Annotated in this window: 12 protein-coding genes; 6 read left to right on the top strand and 6 right to left on the bottom strand. The window is 70.8% G+C overall.

Going from position 1 to position 13555, the window contains the following annotated elements; all coding sequences use genetic code 11:
• Positions 1–120: 120 nt before the first annotated feature.
• Positions 121–1548 (bottom strand): ROK family protein, encoded by a 1428-nt coding sequence (locus ACIRB4_RS25305; RefSeq protein ID WP_403294452.1) that lies wholly within the window; start codon positions 1546–1548, stop codon positions 121–123.
• A gap of 56 nt (positions 1549–1604) precedes the next feature.
• Between ACIRB4_RS25305 and ACIRB4_RS25300 the strand changes: the two genes are divergently transcribed.
• Together ACIRB4_RS25300 and ACIRB4_RS25295 are read left to right on the top strand one after the other, a co-directional pair.
• Complete coding sequence (locus ACIRB4_RS25300; RefSeq protein WP_403294451.1) at positions 1605–2717, top strand: Gfo/Idh/MocA family oxidoreductase; 1113 nt, start codon at positions 1605–1607, stop codon at positions 2715–2717.
• Between the two features lie 41 nt (positions 2718–2758).
• Positions 2759–3256: a heme-degrading domain-containing protein gene (locus ACIRB4_RS25295; protein WP_403294530.1), complete on the top strand. Its 498-nt coding sequence runs from the start codon at positions 2759–2761 to the stop codon at positions 3254–3256.
• 28 nt (positions 3257–3284) lie between these two features.
• On the opposite strand, the gene ACIRB4_RS25290 is transcribed toward ACIRB4_RS25295, so the two are convergent.
• Both ACIRB4_RS25290 and ACIRB4_RS25285 read right to left on the bottom strand, forming a co-directional pair.
• Positions 3285–4142, bottom strand: coding sequence for a fumarylacetoacetate hydrolase family protein (locus tag ACIRB4_RS25290; RefSeq protein ID WP_403294450.1), 858 nt, complete (start codon positions 4140–4142; stop codon positions 3285–3287).
• Positions 4143–4326: 184 nt separating this feature from the next.
• Positions 4327–5148, bottom strand: a complete 822-nt coding sequence (locus ACIRB4_RS25285) for a class E sortase (RefSeq protein ID WP_403294449.1) — start codon at positions 5146–5148, stop codon at positions 4327–4329.
• 62 nt (positions 5149–5210) lie between these two features.
• Between ACIRB4_RS25285 and ACIRB4_RS25280 the strand changes: the two genes are divergently transcribed.
• The 4 genes from ACIRB4_RS25280 (at position 5211) to ACIRB4_RS25265 (ending at position 9082) form a co-directional block, all read left to right on the top strand.
• Positions 5211–6224 carry an SEC-C metal-binding domain-containing protein gene (locus tag ACIRB4_RS25280; protein ID WP_403294448.1) on the top strand — a complete coding sequence of 338 codons (1014 nt, stop codon included), beginning with the start codon at positions 5211–5213 and terminating at the stop codon, positions 6222–6224.
• Between the two features lie 147 nt (positions 6225–6371).
• Positions 6372–6773, top strand: a complete 402-nt coding sequence (locus ACIRB4_RS25275; RefSeq protein ID WP_403294529.1) for a very short patch repair endonuclease — start codon at positions 6372–6374, stop codon at positions 6771–6773.
• Complete coding sequence (locus tag ACIRB4_RS25270) at positions 6770–7741, top strand: DNA cytosine methyltransferase (RefSeq protein ID WP_403294447.1); 972 nt, start codon at positions 6770–6772, stop codon at positions 7739–7741. The genes ACIRB4_RS25275 and ACIRB4_RS25270 overlap by 4 nt, the downstream gene beginning before the upstream one ends.
• A 93-nt stretch (positions 7742–7834) precedes the next feature.
• Complete coding sequence (locus ACIRB4_RS25265) at positions 7835–9082, top strand: DNA cytosine methyltransferase (RefSeq protein ID WP_403294446.1); 1248 nt, start codon at positions 7835–7837, stop codon at positions 9080–9082.
• Between the two features lie 8 nt (positions 9083–9090).
• Here the strand turns inward: ACIRB4_RS25265 and ACIRB4_RS25260 are convergent, their stop codons facing one another.
• The 3 genes from ACIRB4_RS25260 to ACIRB4_RS25250 are packed head-to-tail and all read right to left on the bottom strand — an operon-like array spanning position 9091 to position 13084.
• Positions 9091–9972: a DUF6339 family protein gene (locus ACIRB4_RS25260; RefSeq protein ID WP_403294445.1), complete on the bottom strand. Its 882-nt coding sequence runs from the start codon at positions 9970–9972 to the stop codon at positions 9091–9093.
• Complete coding sequence (locus ACIRB4_RS25255; RefSeq protein ID WP_403294444.1) at positions 9969–10961, bottom strand: hypothetical protein; 993 nt, start codon at positions 10959–10961, stop codon at positions 9969–9971. The genes ACIRB4_RS25260 and ACIRB4_RS25255 overlap by 4 nt, the downstream gene beginning before the upstream one ends.
• Positions 10958–13084 (bottom strand): helix-turn-helix transcriptional regulator, encoded by a 2127-nt coding sequence (locus tag ACIRB4_RS25250; protein WP_403294443.1) that lies wholly within the window; start codon positions 13082–13084, stop codon positions 10958–10960. The genes ACIRB4_RS25255 and ACIRB4_RS25250 overlap by 4 nt, the downstream gene beginning before the upstream one ends.
• Positions 13085–13555: the final 471 nt, after the last annotated feature.

Genomic DNA, 13555 nt, shown 5'->3' with positions numbered 1-13555 from the left:
ACGTGCCTTTCCTGCTCGCGGGCGTACGGGACGGCCGCGACGCTGCCATGCGCGCGGGCCGGCGCCCGGGAGCGACGCGGCGGTTGGCCCCGGACAGCCCGCACAATCCGCCCGATCAGCCTATTTTCCGAAGAGTGCGGAGAGGATGAGCTGGGCGGCACCCTCCGCGACGGTGTGCGGGGTGCCCGCGACGGCGACCGGTACGGGGAGCCCGAGGCCGGCGAGCACCTCGTGCGCGCCGTCGGCGAACACCCCGGGCGCCGCGAGCACGGTCCGGCCGCCGAGGAGGACGCGGTCGATGTCGAGCAGTCGTACGAGGTTCGCCGCGCCGGTGCCGAGGATCCGCGCGGCCTCCGCGAGGTCGCCCCGGGCGACGGCCGCCAGACAGAGGACCTCCAGGCAGCCGCGCCCGCCGCAGTCGCACGGTGGTCCGTCAAGCTGCACGGTCTGGTGCCCGAACTCCCCGGCCCCGGTCCTGGCCCCGCGAAGCAGCCTCCCGTCGAGTACGAGGCCGGCGCCCACTCCCGTACCGAGGTGGACGTACGCGAACGAGTCGGCTGCGGGCGAGCGGAGGGCGAGCCCGAGGGCGGCGGCGTTGGTGTCCTTGTCGAGTTCGACGGGCAGCCGGAGCCGCCGCGCGAGCTCGTCCCGTAGGGGGTACCCGTCCCACTCCGGAAACCCTGTGACCCGCCCTGGCTCCCCGGCCGGATGATCGAGCGGCCCGGGCATGGCGACGCCGACGCCGATGACGGCGGGGACGGCAAGCGCCACGGGCTCGACGGCGGGGCGGTTGGACACGCTCGGGACGGCGGGGTCGTCGTACGCGCCCGGGACGGCGGGGTCGTCGTACGCGCCCGGGACGGCGGGGTCGTCGTACGCGCCCGGGACGGCGGGGTCGTCGTACGCGCCCGGGACGGCGGACCGGTCACGTGCGGCCCGAACGCCGGGAGCTCCGTCCTGAGCCGTCGCACCAGCCTCCGTCGCCGCTCCGGCCGCTCCCGCGGCCCCCACCTCCGCCCCCGCCTTCACCACCGCCGCAGCGGGTGCGCGCAGGGCCGAGACCTCGCGTTCGACCGCGTCGAGGACCGCCTCCGCGCCCGCACCCAGGTCCAGCGGGACGCGGCGGGTGGCGACGCGGGTGCCCGCGAGGTCGAGGAGGACCGTCGTGACCTCGTCGCGGTCGAGGTGGACGCCGATCGCGTACGCCGCCGAAGGGACCAGGCACAGCACCGTACGAGGCTTTCCACCGGTCGACGCGCGGTGGCCGGCCTCGCGCGCCAGTCCCTCCGCCCGCAGCCGGGCCGTGATCTTGCTGACCGCCTGCGGGGTGAGGCCGGTCCGCTCGGCCAGTTCGAGGCGGCTGATGCCGTCTCCTCCCGCCCCGCGCAGCAGATCGAGCACCAGCGCGGCGTTGTGGCTGCGCAGCGCCGACAGGTTCACCCCGGCCGTCGCCGCCGCCCGCCCCCCGCCCTGCCCGCGCCGTCCACCCCGCCCGTCCTGCCCGCCCGGCCCGCTCTCGCTCTTCACCCGCCCGTTCTCGCTCTTCACCCGCCCATTGTCCTCCCCGCTTGCCCTTTGGCAACAGCGTTGCTTAAGTGGAGGGCATGACTGGCACCGGCACTGGCACCGCCCCTCGCACCCCCCTCCGCGTCGGACTCGTCGGCTACGGCCTCGCGGGCTCCGTCTTCCACGCCCCGCTGATCGCCGCCACCGAGGGCCTCGTCCTCGACACGGTCACGACGGGGAACCCCGAGCGCCAGGAGCAGGCCCGCGCCGCGCACCCCGGCGTGCGGGTCGCCGGCTCCCCCGAGGAACTGTGGGCGCGGGCGGACGAGCTCGATCTCGTCGTCATCGCCTCCCCCAACAAGACGCACGTCCCCGTCGCCACCGCCGCCCTGAAGGCGGGCCTCCCCGTCGTCGTGGACAAGCCGGTCGCCGGGACGGCCGCCGAGGCGCGGGGACTCGCCGCCCTCGCCGACGAGCGGGGCCTGCTCCTCTCCGTCTTCCAGAACCGCCGTTGGGACAACGACTTCCGCACCCTCCGCAAGCTCGTCGCGGACGGCGCCCTCGGTGAGGTGCAGCGCTTCGAGTCCCGTTTCGAGCGCTGGCGCCCGCAACTCAAGGGCGGCTGGCGCGAGTCCGGCGCCCCGGAAGAGATCGGCGGCCTCCTCTACGACCTCGGCAGCCACGTCGTCGACCAGGCGCTTGTCCTCTTCGGCCCGGCCGTCCGCGTGTACGCCGAGTCGGACGTCCGCCGCCCCGGCGCCGAGGCCGACGACGACACCTTCCTCGCGATCACGCACGCCAACGGCGTCCGGTCGCATCTGTACGTCAGCGCCACCACCGCCCAGCTCGGCCCCCGCTTCCGCGTCCTTGGTTCGTCGGCCGGCTACGTGAAGTACGGGCTCGACCCGCAGGAGGCCGCGCTCCGCGAGGGGCTGCGGCCGGCGCCCGGTACGCCCTGGGGCGTGGAGCCGGAGTCGATGTGGGGCACGCTCGGCGCCGGGGAGTCCCCGCTGACCGGGGGCGGCACGCCGGTCGAGACCCTGCCGGGCGACTACCCGGCGTACTACGCGGCCGTCGCCGCGGCCCTGCGCGGTGCCGGCGAGAACCCGGTCACCGCCCACGAGGCCGCGGCCGCCCTCGACGTACTGGAGGCGGCGAAGCGGTCCGCCCGCGAGGGCGTCACGGTGGAGCTCGGGGAGGCGGGCGCGTGAACGAGCCCACCAGGGTCACCGAGACCACCGAAACCGCCGCGATGACCGAGCTCACCGAGGTCCCCGAGATCGCCGAGATCGAGGCGCAGGAAGCCCGCCTGGTCCTCCCCCACTTCACGTACGACGACGCCTGGGCGCTCGGCACGCTCCTCGTCGAACTGGCCCGCGCGCGCCGCGCGCCGGTGGCCATCGACATCCGGCGCGGCGCGCAGCAGCTCTTCCACTGCGCGCTGCCGGGGTCGAGCGCGGACAACGACGCCTGGATCGACCGCAAGCGGCGGGTCGTGGAGCGGTACGGCGAGAGTTCGTTCCTCGTCGGCGCCCGCTTCCGCGCCAAGGGGACGACGTTCGAGCAGTCCTCCCGCCTGGACCCCGACCGGTACGCCGCCCACGGCGGTTCGTTCCCGGTCGCGGTCGAGGGGGCGGGGGTGATCGGCTCGGTCACCGTGTCGGGACTGCCCCAGGCCGAGGACCACGCCCTGGTGGTCCGGGCCCTGGAGCGCCTGAAGGCCACGCAGGACGCCGCCGCCCGCCCTTGAGGCCGGGCCCCTGGAACCCTTGAGGGGGTTACGCGTCCTTCAGTTCCTGACGCTGGCGGCCGAGGCCGTCGATCTCCAGCTCCACCACGTCACCGGCCCGCAGATACGGCTTCGGCTCCGGCTGTCCCATCGCCACGCCCGCCGGCGTACCGGTGTTGATGACGTCGCCCGGGTACAGAGTCATGAAGCGGCTGACGTAGCGGACGACCTCGGCGACCGGGAAGATCTGGTCGGACGTGTTGCCGTCCTGCTTCAGCTCGCCGTTGACCCAGAGTTTCAGCCCGAGCGCCTGCGGGTCGGGCACTTCGTCGGCGGTGACCAGCCAGGGGCCGAGCGGGTTGAAGGTCTCGCAGTTCTTGCCCTTGTCCCAGGTGCCGCCGCGCTCGATCTGGAACTCGCGCTCAGAGACGTCGTGGGCGACCGCGTAGCCGGCGACGTGCGCCAGCGCCTGCTCGTCGGTCTCCAGATAGCGGGCGGTGCGGCCGATGACGATGGCGAGCTCGACCTCCCAGTCCGTCTTCACGCTGCCCCGGGGTACGAGCACGGTGTCGTCGGGGCCCACGACCGTGTCGGCGGCTTTGAGGAAGACGACCGGCTCGGCGGGGGTGGCGGCTCCGGTCTCGGCGGCGTGACCGTGGTAGTTCAGCCCGATGCACACGACCTTGCCGATCCGGCCGACCGGCGGGCCGATCCGCAGCCCGGTCGCGTCGAGCACGGGCAGCACCCCGGCGCCGGCGGCGGCCCGGATCCGGTCGAGCGCGGACGCGTCGGCGAGCAGTCCCCCGTCGATGTCGTCGACCAGGGCGGACAGGTCGCGCAGCGTTCCGTCCTGGTCCAGCAGGGCGGGACGCTCGGCGCCCGCCGGCCCGACACGCAGCAGCTTCATGGTCTTCTCCCTGTGGTCGAGGTGGGCCCGGGGCGGGCCCTGGTGAGCCCCGGCCGATGGAGTGCGGCCATCGGAGGATTGGCCGATCCTCCAAGAGATCCGACCGCTCTGCAATACCCCGTTCACAACCTGGACCCTTACTCCCCGGTAGCTCCGGGGGGTGAGCGGCTGGTCGGTTCCCCGGTCACCTACGGGAGGTGGAGACCAGCTTCGCCCACACGATGAGCCGGTAGGCGGAACTGAACTCGGGGGTGCATGTGGTCAGGGTGAGGTAGGAGCCGGGCGAGGAGTAGCCGTAGGAGGGCTTGACCAGCGAGCGGGGCACGGGCGCGATGACGCCGGTGTCCCGGGGGGAGGTCTGGGCCAGCACCTGGTCGACGCGGTAGAGGTACTCCCGGTCCCTCGTCCGTACCGTGATCTCGTCGCCGGCGCGGAGCCGGTTCACGTACCGGAACGGCTCGCCGTGGGTGTTGCGATGCCCGGCGAGGGCGAAGTTCCCGGGCCGGCCGGGCGCGGCGGTACGGGGGTAGTGCCCGACGTACCCCTTGTCGAGGACGGACCTCTTGCCGATGCCGCGGGCGACGGGGGCGGTGAGGCCGATGCGGGGGATGCGGAGGACGGCGTAGGCGGAGGAGGCGGTCGGGGCCCGCGGCCCGGCCTGGACGCCCGGCTCGACCGAGGCCGCCTCGACCGAGGCCGGCGCGCTCACGGTCGGCTCGGAACCAGGCCGGGGCTCGGGCTCCGGCTGTGGTTCGGGTTCCGGCGCAGGCTCCTGGCTGGGTTCGGGTGATCCCTCCCACTCCCGCTCCAGGACCCGGACCTGTTCCGTGGCGGCGGCGCGGGCCTGCTGGTTGGTCCACCAGAGCTGGTGGACGACGAAAAGGAGAATGACGACACCGCAGGTGACGACGGTCTCGGCACACACCCACAGCACGCGGGCGGGCGCGCCGCGCACCCGGCGCGTCTGGACGACCACCGGCACCCTGGCACCCACCCTGTCCCGCACGCGGGCACGATAGGCGCTGCCGCGCCAACTCTCCAGGGGGGTACAGCAGTACGGTATTCCTCATGCGCCCAGACACGCCTGCCGATCACACCACTGAAGCCGAGCGCCTGCTGCGCACCGCCGAGCGGTACCCGGAGGACCAGGAACCCCTGCTGCTCCAAGCGGCGGCCCACCTGGAACTGGCGGGCGAGCGCGAGCGGGCGACGCGTCTGTACGACACGCTGCTGACGTCGGAGCCCGCGGATCCGCATCTGATCCGGGCGCTGAAGGCGGCGAACCTGTGGGAGTACGGCCACGAGGCGGAGGCACGCGCGATCATCGAGGGCGTGCGCACGTCAGCGCCGGAGGAGGCGGGGCCGTGGGAGATCGTGGCGGCGACGCTGGAGGCGCATGACGAGCTGGAGGAGTCGGAGGCGGTCTTCACGGAGGCGGCGACGCTCCTGCTGGGCTCCACGCGGGACTACCAGGAGCTCCCGCACGCCACCCAGTCCCTCCTGAAGTCCCGGCACCGGGTCCGCAGGATGCTGGCGCTCCCGCATGACGACCGGGACATGCTGGCGGACGCCGTCCACACGGCGGACGTCCCGCTGGACGAACTCCACGACCCGAAGCGCCTGTGGTCCCTCGGCTCGTCGGACCCGGCCGAGCTCCAGGCGGAGATCGCCCGCCTCCGCAGCGAGCTGGGCACCTACCGCACGGCCCTCTCCCGCCCCTTCCCGGTGGCGGTCCTCCACTGGCCGGAGGCGGAACTGGACGAGCTCCTGGCGGCCTACCCGGAGCTCGAATCCGAGTACCCCACCTACCGGGCCCACCTCACGGACATCGAAGCCTCCCTCCGCGAACTCGCCCAGGCGGGCACCCCGAACCTCGGCATCGTCCCGGCGACGGTCCCCTCCTACGAAGCCTTCGCCGCCTCCGAAGCCTCCTCCCCCGCGAACGCGGACCTCCTCCCCCAGTACGCCACCACCTTGGCCGCCCGCGGCCGCGCGACCCCGTGGCCCCCGACCCGGGGCGCGGCGTGCTGGTGCGGCTCGGGGAGGACGTACGGGGAGTGCCACGGCGGCGAGGACGACTGACCGGCCCGAGCCGAGGATCTGGTCCGGTCGGGTTCGCCACGTGATGGAATTGATGCCGCGGCCGTAGCGCAACGGCCCGAGCCACGATCGTGAGGCAAAGCCGCCTTGAGTGCGATGAAGCCCCTGTCGCCCGCCGTCTCGGCGCGCATGAGCAGGCAGGCCAGCAAGGACACGGCCGCCGAGCTGGCGGTCCGCCGCCTGCTGCACGCGGCGGGGCTGCGTTACCGCGTGGAGTACCCGGTGCCCGGCCTCGCACGGCGCCGGATCGACGTGGCTTTCACCTCGGTCAAGGTGGCCGTCCTGATCGACGGCTGCTTCTGGCACGGCTGCCCCGAACACGCCACGCAGCCGAAGTCGAACGCCGAGTGGTGGCGACAGAAGTTGGACCGCAACATCGCTCGCGACACGGAGACGACGGAGCACCTCACAGCGGCGGGATGGGAAGTGCTCCGCTTCTGGGAGCATGAGGCGCCCGCGGATGTGGCTCTGCGTATCGCCGCGGTGGTGGAGCGGCGGAGAACCGTGGGAAGAGGGGGGAATCGGTCATGAGCGGGTTGACGTTCTTCGACGTGTGCGCGGGCGCGGGCGGGCTCGCCCTGGGACTGGAACGGGCCGGCTTCGAGCCCACCTTGCTGCTCGACGAGGACACGGACGCCTGTCGGACCCTGCGAAACAACCGACCGAAGTGGAGCGTGCTCCAGGCGGACCTCCTCGACCTCGATCCGAGCGAACACCCGGAGATCTACGACGTCGACGTACTGTCCGCCGGGCTGCCGCGGGTCAAGTCCAGTGCCACCGCCGCTCGGGCCGAGTCGGGCGAGGAGGAAGAGCTGCTGAGAGCAGCCGTCTATCTTGCCCATGCGGTGAGGCCGCGGGCGCTGATCATCGAGAACGTACCGACGCTGGCCCATGCGGACAGGTTCCGCGACTTCCGCGACTTCGCCCGCGCGGAACTGGAGCACCTCGGTTACGCATTCAGCTGGTTCGTCCTCAACGCGGCCGACTTCGGGGTGCCACAGGATCGCAAGCAGGGGGTTCTGGTGGCGATCAAGAAACGGTGGTTCCCGTCGTTCCGGTTGCCGACCCCCACGGTGACGGACCATGTCTCCGTCGGTCAGGTGCTCGCGCCCTCCATGCGGTCACGCGGCTGGAAGGACGCCGACCGTTGGGCCGCTCAGGCGACCGCCGTGGCTCCGACGCTGGTCGGCGGCTCGAAGAACCGGGGCGGAGCGGACCTCGGTCCGGCCGGGTCCAAGCGGAAGTGGGAGACGATGGGGGTGAACGCCCACTCCTTGGGTGACCAGATCCCCGGGGACGACTTCGTGTGGGCACCGGAGCTCGGCAAGGAGGGGATGGTGCGGCTCACCGTGCACCAGGCAGCCCTCCTGCAGGGCTTTCCCGAGGAGTGGGAGATCAGCGGCAAGAAGACGGCCCGATACCGGCAGGTCGGCCACGCCTCCCCACCGCCGGTGGGCGAGGCCCTCGGTCGGGCCGTCGCCCAGGCACTCCGCTCCTGACGACGTTCGTCGACTCGAACGCATGGCGCCGGTGATTCTGGGCCGCCCCGAAGCGTCATGGGCACATCCCGCCGCTAGCTACACTTCCACATCATGACCTCGGCACCTCACTCGGAAGCAAATCCGGACAAACCACCGGTTATCGTCGATCTCTTCGCGGGGCCTGGCGGTCTGGACATCGCAGCCGAGGCGCTCGATGTGCCCACGATCGGCGTGGAGTGGGAGGAATCGACCCGCGCGACACGAAAGGCCGCAGGCCTGCGCACCACGGAGGTCGGTGACGTCGCGAAGGTCGATCCACTCGACCCCGAGGTGAAGTCGGCCCGTGTCCTCACGGGTGGCCCCCCCTGCCAGACCTACTCGGTGGCCGGCAATCGAGAGGGGCACAAGGCCCTCGAAGAGGTGATGAACCTCGCTGAGGAAGTCGGGAAGAGTGAGACCGTCGGGGCCCTGGAGAAGGCCTGGAAGAGGGTCGAAGAGCGGGCCCGCGTCCTGGCGTGGACCGATGAGCGCACCGGTCTCGTACTGCAGCCCCTCAGGTGGATCGTCGAGAAGAAGCTCAAGTCCGAGCCCTACGAGGTGGTGGTGCTGGAGCAGGTGCCCACTGTCCTGCGCGTCTGGGAGAAGTACCGCGACATTCTTCGCGAGCTGGGTTACGACGCCGATTGCAAGATCCTGCACACCGAGGAGTACGGCGTTCCGCAGACCCGTCGCCGGGCGGTGCTGATCGCACGTCACCGGGGAAGCCGCGGCCAGGGGGTCGACTTCCCGCCCGTGACGCATCAGCGCTACCGCAAGGGAGCGGAGCGGTGCTCCGCCGTATACGAGGGCACAGCGCCGGCGAAGGACCTTCAGCAGAACCTGCTGCCGCTGGACCTTCCGGCCCCCACCTCCGACAGCGTGCGACCGTGGGTCTCGATGCGTGAAGCACTCGCGGACTCACGATCCACCGACTTCGTCGTCCGCTCCAACTACGGGTCGGGGGGGAACCCAAAGAAGCGAGGGCTCCGCACCTCCGACATGCCGGCGGCCACCGTCACCGGCAAGGTCCGCCGCAACCGGCTGTTCGACCTCAAGGGCTACGACGACGAGGGCGAGCCCGAACTCGGACCGGAGCAGGAACGCTTCACGGTGCGCGAGGCCGGCCTCCTGCAGACCTTCCCGGCCGGCTATCCCTGGCAGGGCGCCGATGTCGCGCAGCAGATCGGCAACGCGATCCCGCCACTTCTGGCCGTACACGTCCTGTGCACGGCCATGAAGCTGGACGACGGTCAAAAGGAGCGTGCCATCGCGGCGCTCAGGGCCTGGCGCCCCCCGCACAGGGAGAGCGGCCGGGACTGACCGGAGACTCAGTCCTCCTCCGCGATCGCCTCGCTCTCCTCCTTCCCTCGAACGGGCGCGTCCGCGAACAGCTCCGCGAAATAGTCGGTCAGGCGCTCGACGGACTCCCGCGGGGCGCACTCCTCGGGCGGGCCGGAGGGAAGAGGACGGTGATGGACGGAGACCCCCTCTTCCCCCTCGTCGATCCATCTGCGCACCGCTCCCGCGTCCCGCTCCACATCGGGCGCGGTGACGTCGTACATCAGGGTCGCGGCGGACGTGTTGACGGCCTTCCCCAGGGCGTTCGCATCACGGCCCGTCCGCACGACGCCCCGCTTCAACAGCCTGACACACGCCTGCGCCGTCGGCCGGTGGTTGATCACAGCCATCCTGAGCAGCGTGTTCAGCATGTCCTGGTTGCCACAGGCGGTGACGACCGGCTCGTAGTCGGCCCCGTCACGGAATAGTTCGGCCGACCACCAGAGCCGCGCGAAGGCCTGCTTGTGATATGGGCCTTTGAAGTACCGGGCGTTGACGGTCTTCTTCGATTCGGAAAGATGCCGCCACACGACGAAGTCGGGCGCGACGCCCAGCGCCAAGTGGTTCCACAGTGCGGAGTCCGCTGCCTCCGCCCGTGTCAGACGAAGGATCGCGTGCAGACGCGGTGCGAGCCAGGCGTCCGCCTGTGTCGGCCTTTCCTCCCGGTAGATGTACATCGCGTCATCGATCAGGTCCCGAATCGCGCGCAGCCGCCATCGAGGGCTCTCCGGCATGGGTTCGGCAGCCTGGTTGAGGGCGATCGACGGAACGTTGTCCTTCCCGGACAGCAATCCGTCCGAGATGAACCGCGCCGCGTTCTCGTCTGCGAGCCGAGCCAGATAATCGGGCAGGTGGTCAGGGCGCTCCGTCATGCCTCGTCCTCACGCTTGAGCTTGTCCAGGCCGCGTACCGTCTCCGAGAGCGCCCGAGGCACATCGGCCCTGCGCATCGCCGCATACTGGATACGCGGCTGCAGGTCCGTCCACCCCGTCGCGCCCACGCGCCGGCGGTGCACCTCGCGCAACGCGTCCTCGAGTGTCCGGTCGGGCACGACGTCGGGGAGCATCTCCCTGAGCACCTCCCCCTGCCAGCCGTGGGGGAACAGTGGAGTGCCGTCGTCCTCGATCTCCAGGTCGCCGATGGCCGAGTGGAACACAGCGATCCACACGTCCGCCGCCATCTGGGACACCAGCAACTGGTTGACCAGGCCCTCAGGACCGCGGCCCTCGGCACCGAGAACGTCCGTCATACCGTCGAAGTCGGTGTTGATGTGCACGGTCGGCAGCTTGCCCGACGCGTTGACGATCCACGGGGCGTCGGCGAAGTTCCGCAACCAGCTCGGCCCCCTGGCGAACCCGACCTCCTTGATGTCGAAGCTCTGCTCCCGAGTCGGGACTGCGCTCTTCACGTCCACGATCCAGTCGTCGGCCGCCTCCGCGATGATGCGGCCCGGCACGCCGTCCACAGTTGCGACCACCTGGACGGTCAGTGCGGCTCGATCACAGAGATCAGCGCGTACCACCGGCAGTTCGCCGCGCCATTCACGGCCGCTTTCCGCATCCGGAACGAGCTTCGACGTGACGCGGGTGTTGGTGGCTCTGTCGGTCAGGACCGCTACCACCGCGACCTCGGACCATGGGCCGCCCGGCTCGGTGGCCTTCGCGGGAATCGTCGCCGACACGGTCAGGGTGGCTGTCTCCCAATCCTCCGTCTCCGCGAGACCGAGCGCGACCACTCGCTCGACCACGGAACGCGCCCGGGAGTCGAGCTGTTCACGAGGTTGCTGGGGCGCCTTGACCCTGGCCGCGTCCACGCGGAGGGAAACCGTGCCACGCAGGCGGGGGTACGGGAACACCTTCACAGCGACTCCCCCTCACCGGTGCGCAGTTCGACGACGAGACCGCTCAGACTCGTTCTGACGGCGTGGGTCGTGGGGTCGGTGACGCCGCGGAAGGTCGCCGAACGGGCACCGTCGGAGAACCGCAGAGTCCCGTCCACCACTTGACAGTTGTCCACTCCTGTGATCTCGGCCCATGCGACGGTCGGGCGAGGGCCCGACCGCACGTCGAACTTCGCGACCGGGATGAGCCGCCACCCGTGGCCGCCGGCGGGAATTCTGATCTCACCGATCACCTGCCACGCCCCATCGTCGAGCACCTGAGCGTCCAGTTCTTCGAGGACCGGAAGAGTCGCCGCCGTCGGCCGACGCTTCTTCGTTCCCGTGCCGACGGTCAGCTGCGGGGCCAGACGCCCTCCCCCGGCCTTCGCCGCCTTCTTGGGCCTAGCCACCAGAACCTTGATCGCCGCGTTGGTCTCCCGGGTGAGGGAGTTGATCCGCCGGTACGCCGAGGGCGAGTAGGTGAGCGTCAGCTCTTCGGTCTGCCCCCACTTGTTGTGCTCCGGGGGTTCGGCGGCGCGCAGGAACTCCTCCGCTTCGGCGGCGAACGGGGCCTGGGGGCCTGCGGCCTCGCCGGTCAGAAGGACGGCTTGGAAGGGGTTGACGGACAGCGGCAGCCCGGGAACCGCTGTGTCGCGAACCGTCATACGGTTGCCGCGCATCGCCGCGACGCGATTCGTCTTGCCGTCCGCGTCCTCCGCGTCCGTCACGAGGAGCACGGCGCGGTGTTCCCCGAGCGAGGTGCGCGCCCCTCCCTTGCCAGGCAGGTTCAGGGGCACGGTGGTCGCGGCGACCTGCCCGGACTCGGTGAGCTGCTCCACGGTCGTGCCGTCGAGGAACGCTTTCAGGGCGCGTGTACGGGAAGGCTGGGCGACCATGGGGTCCACCCGCTGTTCCGCGATGAGCACCTCACCGTTGCGCAGGGTGCGCACCGAGGCGTCCAGGAGCGGCAGTCGATCACCACCGCCCGTCATCGCGGCCCAGAAATTCTTGCCCAGCGCTCGCACGAGCCTGCGGTGCATACGCTGGATGCTGTCGTCGTCCTCGCCCTCGTCACCGTCGGGTGCGGCGGAGTCGTCGGCGAGGCTGGCCACGTCGTGGGCACCCACGATCAGGAACGATGTCCCCGGTTCTCCGCTCTCACGCGTCAGGTGGAGGGATTCGACGGTCTCTTCGTCCGCCCACCAGGAGCGCGCCACCCGTGCTCCGGGAGAGTCCGGGTCGGGACGACCCAGCCACGCCGGCCCGGCCCACGGCTCGCCCCGCACTTGACGCCATGGCAGGTCGAGTCGGCCGATCACCCGACGCTCGGTCCGACCCTCGTGCGGTTCGGACAGTGTGGAGTTCATCAACACCAGGCCGAGTCGACTGGTCGCCCACAGGGTGGCCTTGCCCAGTCCGTAGGAACCACCTGCGGAGCTCCCGGACTTGTGGCTGTCGAGCTGACGACGGACGACCGCGGCGAAGCGGCCGTCCTCATAGTCGTCGCCCGTCAGGCCCGCCGCGTTGTAGTCGTCCACCCGCAACAGCACGAGACGGTCGCGCTCGTACATGTCGCGCAGCCCGGCATCGATGACTCGCCCGACCTTCTGCTCCTGCGCGGCTGCCGCTTCGTAGTGCGGGAAGAGGTCGTCCCACTGGAGGGCCTCGCGAAACCTGGCGAGCGCCTCGCCGGTCAGTTCGTGCAGGGTGTAACGCACGCGCACCGGTCGGCCGTTGGTCTTGAGCCGCTCGTCGAGGCTGTTCTGGCAGGTCTCGCGGGCGAGCACGGACAGGTCGGCATCGAAGGCGAACGCGGCGGCATTGCCCAACTCGCGGCCGCCGTCGGCGTGTCCGGGACGGTGGTACCACCCGACGGGAAGGCCGGCCTGGGTGTCGGTGGTACGGGTGTGCACCGTGGCCAGGTCGGTGTTGAGCGCCCGAGCGACGCGTTCGATGGTCTCGGGCCGTGGGGTCGCCCTGCCGGTGATCCACGCCGAGACGGCCGCGCGCGTCACCTCCACGACCTGGGCCAGCTCGGTCTGCGTCATGTCGGCGAGCTTCAACTGCCGCGCCAACCAGGGACCGAAGTCCTCGCCTGCTTCCACGACCACCTGCTCTCGGATACTGCGCCACGTGCCTGGTTCAACACCTCACCCTACCCACCTCTTTGACAGTGCGCTCCTTGTCAAACGAGCTTTGACACGACGGGGACGACCGAGCCTTCTCTCGGGTACGCCATTCACCCGGGTTCCTCCCCTTTGATCGTTTTCCTCGGTCGCGAAGCAGCTGACCGAAGCCCCTTGCAGGTCCCCGACGCGGAGGAGTACGGTCCTTTCAGCGGCCCCACCCGCCTCGGGAGAAACATTTCTCCGATGCCCCGGTTGACGTATGCCGCTTTCCCCTCATCGCCTTTCCGGCGGCATGACACCCAACGACGCACGAGCCAGTTCCGTACGTTCGATTCGGCCACCCAGCCCATTCCGACGTGATTTCGCCGACTCGTTGCTCCGGAAAGCTTATGCCTTGCCGCAGAAAAGGTCTCCGTTGCGTTCGAAGCGAATTCCACCCGCATCACC

This window comes from Streptomyces sp. NPDC093600 (assembly GCF_044764755.1).
In the GTDB taxonomy this organism is placed as follows: Bacteria; Actinomycetota; Actinomycetes; order Streptomycetales; family Streptomycetaceae; genus Streptomyces.
The sequence above is the reverse complement of the archived record's forward strand: the minus strand, read 5'-3'. Positions and strand labels throughout refer to the sequence as shown.

Bases quoted from the DNA above. Each gene is read 5' to 3' on its own strand.
- ACIRB4_RS25295 (WP_403294530.1), top strand. From the start codon at position 2,759: ATGACCGAGCTCACCGAGGTCCCCGAGATCGCCGAGATCGAGGCGCAG.
- ACIRB4_RS25270 (WP_403294447.1), top strand. From the start codon at position 6,770: ATGAGCGGGTTGACGTTCTTCGACGTGTGCGCGGGCGCGGGCGGGCTC.
- ACIRB4_RS25300 (WP_403294451.1), top strand. From the start codon at position 1,605: ATGACTGGCACCGGCACTGGCACCGCCCCTCGCACCCCCCTCCGCGTC.
- ACIRB4_RS25265 (WP_403294446.1), top strand. From the start codon at position 7,835: ATGACCTCGGCACCTCACTCGGAAGCAAATCCGGACAAACCACCGGTT.
- ACIRB4_RS25275 (WP_403294529.1), top strand. From the start codon at position 6,372: ATGAGCAGGCAGGCCAGCAAGGACACGGCCGCCGAGCTGGCGGTCCGC.
- ACIRB4_RS25290 (WP_403294450.1), bottom strand. From the start codon at position 4,142: ATGAAGCTGCTGCGTGTCGGGCCGGCGGGCGCCGAGCGTCCCGCCCTG.
- ACIRB4_RS25280 (WP_403294448.1), top strand. From the start codon at position 5,211: ATGCGCCCAGACACGCCTGCCGATCACACCACTGAAGCCGAGCGCCTG.
- ACIRB4_RS25260 (WP_403294445.1), bottom strand. From the start codon at position 9,972: ATGACGGAGCGCCCTGACCACCTGCCCGATTATCTGGCTCGGCTCGCA.